At 50.0% G+C, this 462-nt stretch carries 2 tRNA genes; both read left to right on the forward strand.

Annotated features, from left to right (window positions below):
• Window positions 1-99: 99 nt before the first annotated feature.
• Window positions 100-176 (forward strand) — tRNA-Ile (locus QCD85_RS23665).
• A gap of 22 nt (window positions 177-198) precedes the next feature.
• A tRNA-Ala gene (locus QCD85_RS23670) sits at window positions 199-274 on the forward strand.
• The last annotated feature ends 188 nt before the right edge of the window (window positions 275-462 follow it).

Here is a 462-nt window from a genome sequence, read left to right on the forward strand (position 1 = left end):
TAAGCCCTCCAGCGCCGATGGTACTTGGACCGCAGGGTCCTGGGAGAGTAGGACGCCGCCAAGCGCATTCTTTTCATGTCGAAAAGAATCTTACAATACGGGCCCTTAGCTCAGCTGGTTAGAGCGCACCCCTGATAAGGGTGAGGTCGGTGGTTCGAGTCCACTAGGGCCCACCATATAGATTTACTTCCCAATTATGGGGCCATAGCTCAGCTGGGAGAGCGCCTGCCTTGCACGCAGGAGGTCAGCGGTTCGATCCCGCTTGGCTCCACCATATTATTTTTACCCAAGTTGATCCTTGAAAACTGGATACCGAAAACGAAACATCGCGTTTTAGAAGGTTTCTTCTCTACAAACTGTGTAAACAGTGGTAGGCGAGAAATTGAAATACACCGTTTCTATTGATTTAGAAACACTTAGGTTAAGCTACTAAGAGCACACGGTGGATGCCTAGGCGCTAGG

The sequence above is a fragment of the Paenibacillus sp. PsM32 genome (assembly GCF_030433815.1).
GTDB lineage: Bacteria > Bacillota > Bacilli > Paenibacillales > Paenibacillaceae > Saccharibacillus > Saccharibacillus kyungheensis.